This window comes from Arhodomonas sp. KWT, from assembly GCF_010993615.1.
In genome coordinates this window covers 1-4,326 of sequence record NZ_WNXE01000100.1, presented here as the reverse complement: position 1 = coordinate 4,326, position 4,326 = coordinate 1, and the positions used below count along the sequence as shown (strand labels likewise).

Below are 4,326 nucleotides of genomic sequence, written 5' to 3'. Positions count from 1 at the left end.
CGTGGTCACGCGCCAGCCGCACTCCCCCGGCGGCACCCTGCTGCGGCGGGAGCCGCTGGTCTGGGTGGGTGCCCCGGGCAGCACCGCCCACGCCCAGGACCCGCTGCCGCTGGCGCTCTACCCGGAAGGCACCTGTGAGTTCCGCGCCGCGGCCACCAGCCGCCTGGACGACGCCGGCCGGCCCTGGCGGGCCGCCTACGTGAGCCAGGCGTTCGCGGCGCTGCAGTCGCCGGTCAGCGTGGGCCTCGCCGTGGGCGTGGCCACGCCGAGCATGCTGGGCCCGGGGCTGACCGTGCTGGACCCGGCGGAGACCGGGCTGCCGGCGCTCCCCGGCGTGGAGATCGCCCTGCACCGCAGTACCGGACGGCCCAGCGTGGCGACCCGGCGGCTCACGGAGCTGATCGTCTCGCGCCTGCGCGACGGCAGCCGTGAGCCGGACCCGGTGGCGTAACGGCGGACGGCGTCAGTCGACCGCGACCCGCAGGCGCTCGCGTACCTTCGGCGGCGCCGCGGGGGCGAAGCTCGCCCGCTCCGCCATTCGCGCGAACCACGCCCGCAGGTTCGGGAAGGTGTCCGGAACGTCCATGCCATAGGCCTGCGCCAGGGCGAAACGCGCGGTGAGCGCGGCATCGGCGATGGAGTAGACGCCGGCGAAGAACGCCCGCTCGCCGAGGACCTCGGCGAGATACGGCAGGCACTGCCCGCGCCAGGCGGCGACCCCGGCGTCGATACGCGCCCGGTCCCAGTCCTGCGCCGGCCGGTCGCGCTTCTCGAAGATGACCTCGCGCACCGCCCGGCCGACACGGTTGTCCGAGAAATGGGCGATGCTGCGGGCCCGGGCGCGCTCCCAGGCGTCGTCCGGCATCAGCCCGGGGCCGGTCTCGGCGAGGTATTCCATGATGACGGCGGACTCGGTGAGCACCCGGTCGCCGTCCTCCACCAGGATCGGCACGGTACCGGTGGGCGAGAGCCGTTCGCGCTCCGCCTTCACCGCCGGGTCGTCATGGGGCCGGTGGCGGTAGGGCCGGTCCTGCTCCGCGAGCGCGATACGCACCTTGAAGCAGAACGGGCACTCGGGCTTGTCGAACAGCTCGACCCCGGGGCGGCCCTCGCCGGTCTGTCGACTCATAGCGCCCCCATCACGGTCTTGAGGTTGCCGTAGGCCGGGCGGACCCGTTCGGCCAGCACTGCCCGGACCGTGTCGAAATCCCCGTCCCGCGCCGGCGCAAGCATGGCGTCACGAGCGGCGCGGTAGGCGCTCAGGGCGTCGCTGAAGCGTTCCACGGGTGCGTCCGGGACGCGCTCCAGGTACCGGTGCCAGTTCCGGTCGATACGCCGGTCCACGTCGGCGACCCGGCCGATGGGCGCCTCGGCCTCGGCCACCGAGCGCGAGTTCATGATCAGGATGTTGCAGACCCGCATCTCCTCCACCGCCTCCAGCAGGGCCGTCCGGGGGTCCTTGTCCGGGTTCATGGACGCCGTGACCTCCTTTGCAGTCGCCACCTTCTCCACGACCGTGCGCAGCTGCTCGTTGCAGCGCAGTGCCGCGTCGTCGGCGGACTGTACCGCCGAATCCAGGGATTCCAGCTCGTCGGCCATGCGCGAGAACGTGCCCAGCTGGGTACGGCATTCCGCCTGCAGGGTCTCCGTCATGGCGTTGGCTTCGCGGGCGTGGCGCGTGATCTCCTCCAGCGACGCCGCCGCCCGGGTGGCGAGATCGACGCTCTCGCGCACCTGTGCCCCCGCACCGGCCAGTGCGCCGGCCACGGACTCGGTGCTGCCGGTGATCCGCTCGAGAATGGTCTCGATGTCCGCGGTGGCGAGGCGGGTACGCTCGGAGAGCTCGCGGACCGACTCCGCGACCACGGCGAAACCGCGCCCCTGCTCCCCGGCGCGGGCGGCCTCGATGGCGGCGTTGAGCGCCAGCAGGCTGGTCTGCTTGGCGATGCCCTGGATCGTGCGGGCGATACCGCCGATCTCCTCCGAGGAGCCCACCACGCCCTGGAACTCCTCGACCACGCCGTCCACTGTCCGGGCCACGCCCTCGATCGCGCCGGAGGCGTCATGCACATAGCGGTGTCCGGCCTCGGCGTTGGCATGGGTCTCGCCCACGCTGGCCGCCGACTGACCGGCCGCGGCCGCGGTACTCTCGGAGCTGCGGCCCAGCTCCTCCTTCAGCGCCACGATACGGCGGGCCGTCTCCACCTGCCGGTCGGCGCTGGTGATCACGCCCGTGAACTGGGAGACCAGGGTCGCGCTGGTCACGGTCAGGTCCAGTCCGGCAGCGTCCAGCTCATCGAGCCGGGCGTCCGGCCCCTCACCCTGATCGCGGACACCCGGGGACACCGGGACCGGCTGTCTGCGCACCAGCACCAGCGCCGCACCGACCAGCGCCACAACGAAGGCCGGGTAGGTCGCCGCCCCGCCGTAAACCGCCAGGCCCACCGCCGCCAGCATGGTGAGGGCCCCTGCCATGGGCATCGGTCGCAGCTCCAGGGACCGGCGGGCATTCATAACCGTGCCAGCCTGAGTTCCCGGAGGTGCTCCACGACGAAGTCGATGCGGTCCTGCCCCCAGAAGATCTCGTCGCCCACGGCGAAGGTCGGCACGCCGAAGGCACCCCGCTCGTCCGCCACGGCCCAGTTGGCGTCCAGGTGTTCCCGGCGGGCCGGGTCGTCCGCCGCCGCGATCAGCGCCTCCGGGTCGAGGCCGATCCGGTCCGCCACCGCCCGCAACACCGCCGGTTCGCCGATGTCCCGCCCCTCGGCCCACTCCGCGCGCATCGTCTCCACCGTGTAGGCGCGCAGCAGCCCCCGCTCCTCGGCGAGCAGGGAGCCCGCGGCGGCACGGGTGGGATCGGTGGACGTGGGCGGCGGATTCACGGGGATCCCCATCCGCCGGGCGAAGCGCCGGACGTCCTGACGGGCGATGGGCATCTTCCGCTTCGCCCGCTCCGGCGGCGAGCGGCCGTGCCATCCGCCCAGGGGCCGCCAGACGAGGCGGACGTGGAAGTCGTCGAGCAGATGGAACATCCGCTTGGAGGCGAGGTAGCAGTACGGGCTGCGGAAGTTGAAGAAGATCTCCAGGTCCACGGACTCCATCGCCGGCCTCCCGCTCAGCCGCCGCCGTCGCGGCGGCGTTCCTCGGCGGTCTCGCCGCCGATGCCCCAGTGATCCAGGGGCACCTCCTGGACCACCACCCGTACGCGCTCGGCGGGCACGTCGAGGCTCTCGGCGATGGCGTGGGTGACATTGCGGATCAGCGCCACGCGCTTCTCCTTCGGTCGGCCTTCGAGGATATGCAGGTGCGCAATCGGCATGTCGGCGGTCTCCCTTGCGTGCACGGCGCGGGCCGTCGCCGTGACGGCCCGCGCCCGGTCTCAGAACGGAATGGTGACGATCACCCGGGCGGTGGTGCCCTCGGGGCGGTGCTCGCTGTGGTACTCGTCGTAGAGCGCGGCATCGAAGCTCATGCCCAGCGAGCGCGAGCGGTAGGTCACCTGACCGCCGACGGCGTGGACCTCGTCCTTGGGCGTGGGTACGCCCGCCGGGGCGTCGTCCTCGGTGAGCTGCCAGCTGTCGTAGCCCACCAGCCCCACGGTCAGCGCCGGGCTGAAGCTGTGGCTGATGCCCCACTCGGCTACCCAGTTGTCGCCCGGCTCGATGTCGGTGCCCTCGATGTCCGAGGCCATGGTTTCGTAGCGGTTGAGCAGCGAGACCGCCCAGGTGCGGTCCGCGGTGAGGTACCAGGTGCCGCCCAGGGTGAACATCACGTTGGAGTAGCCCTGGCCCACGGAGGCCGCCGCGGCCACGGGGTTGTCGTCGTCGTAGTCGCTGAACGCGTCGGTCCAGTAGCCGGCGGTGAGGACCGTGTCGTAGCGCTCGCCGTGCCAGGCGAGGACCAGCGGGCTGAAGAAGACGTCGCCGAGGCCGCTGTCGCTTTCGCTGAGCCCCATGGCGTCGACGTCCTTGTCCAGGATCGGGGCGATGGCCTCCATGCCGTAGTCCGCGCCGAGGAATTTCTTGTCGGTGATCCAGATCGCGCGGGGCACCACCGCCCGGACGGTGGCGCTGTCGTCACCGCCGGGGACCTCGCCGTCGTTGTCGCTGACGGCGTCGACCTTGACGTTGTCGGAGTCGTAGTAGACCCCGTAGGTGCGCAGGTAGAAGCCCGGTGGGGGGACCGTGGCCGCGAGACTGCCCTCCACGCCGGGGACGTAGTGCTGGGTGGCGTCGGCCGCGGCCGTCAGCGGCAGCAGGCCGGCCAGCCCCACCACCGCCCCGCCCGCGAGGTATCGTGTTGCTCGATGCATCTCTCTCCTCCTCG

6 protein-coding genes are annotated in these 4,326 nt (G+C 72.2%); 1 reads left to right on the top strand and 5 read right to left on the bottom strand.

All coding sequences use genetic code 11. From position 1 onward, the window contains the following. A partial coding sequence (locus tag G7A99_RS24930) for a LysR substrate-binding domain-containing protein (protein ID WP_240466278.1) occupies positions 1-451 on the top strand: 451 nt, incomplete at its 5' end. Between the two features lie 12 nt (positions 452-463). Here the strand turns inward: G7A99_RS24930 and G7A99_RS13170 are convergent. The 5 genes from G7A99_RS13170 to G7A99_RS13150 are packed head-to-tail and all read right to left on the bottom strand — an operon-like array spanning position 464 to position 4,312. Further along, on the bottom strand, positions 464-1,129 hold the full coding sequence (locus G7A99_RS13170; RefSeq protein WP_163140829.1) for a glutathione S-transferase family protein: 666 nt from the start codon (positions 1,127-1,129) through the stop codon (positions 464-466). Next, on the bottom strand, positions 1,126-2,475 hold the full coding sequence (locus G7A99_RS24925) for a methyl-accepting chemotaxis protein (protein WP_205599846.1): 1,350 nt from the start codon (positions 2,473-2,475) through the stop codon (positions 1,126-1,128). Before G7A99_RS24925 ends, G7A99_RS13170 begins: the two co-directional genes overlap by 4 nt. Positions 2,476-2,510: 35 nt before the next feature. Beyond that, positions 2,511-3,101, bottom strand: coding sequence for a 2-hydroxychromene-2-carboxylate isomerase (locus G7A99_RS13160; RefSeq protein ID WP_163140826.1), 591 nt, complete (start codon positions 3,099-3,101; stop codon positions 2,511-2,513). Between the two features lie 14 nt (positions 3,102-3,115). Beyond that, positions 3,116-3,343 (bottom strand): 4-oxalocrotonate tautomerase, encoded by a 228-nt coding sequence (locus G7A99_RS13155; RefSeq protein ID WP_256379723.1) that lies wholly within the window; start codon positions 3,341-3,343, stop codon positions 3,116-3,118. 36 nt (positions 3,344-3,379) lie between these two features. Then, positions 3,380-4,312, bottom strand: a complete 933-nt coding sequence (locus G7A99_RS13150) for a transporter (RefSeq protein WP_163140821.1) — start codon at positions 4,310-4,312, stop codon at positions 3,380-3,382. Between the last annotated feature and the right edge of the window lie 14 nt (positions 4,313-4,326).

Coding starts and splice junctions, on each gene's coding strand:
- G7A99_RS13170 (WP_163140829.1), bottom strand. CDS start 1,129: ATGAGTCGACAGACCGGCGAGGGCCGCCCCGGGGTCGAGCTGTTCGAC.
- G7A99_RS24925 (WP_205599846.1), bottom strand. CDS start 2,475: ATGGCAGGGGCCCTCACCATGCTGGCGGCGGTGGGCCTGGCGGTTTAC.
- G7A99_RS13160 (WP_163140826.1), bottom strand. CDS start 3,101: ATGGAGTCCGTGGACCTGGAGATCTTCTTCAACTTCCGCAGCCCGTAC.
- G7A99_RS13150 (WP_163140821.1), bottom strand. CDS start 4,312: ATGCATCGAGCAACACGATACCTCGCGGGCGGGGCGGTGGTGGGGCTG.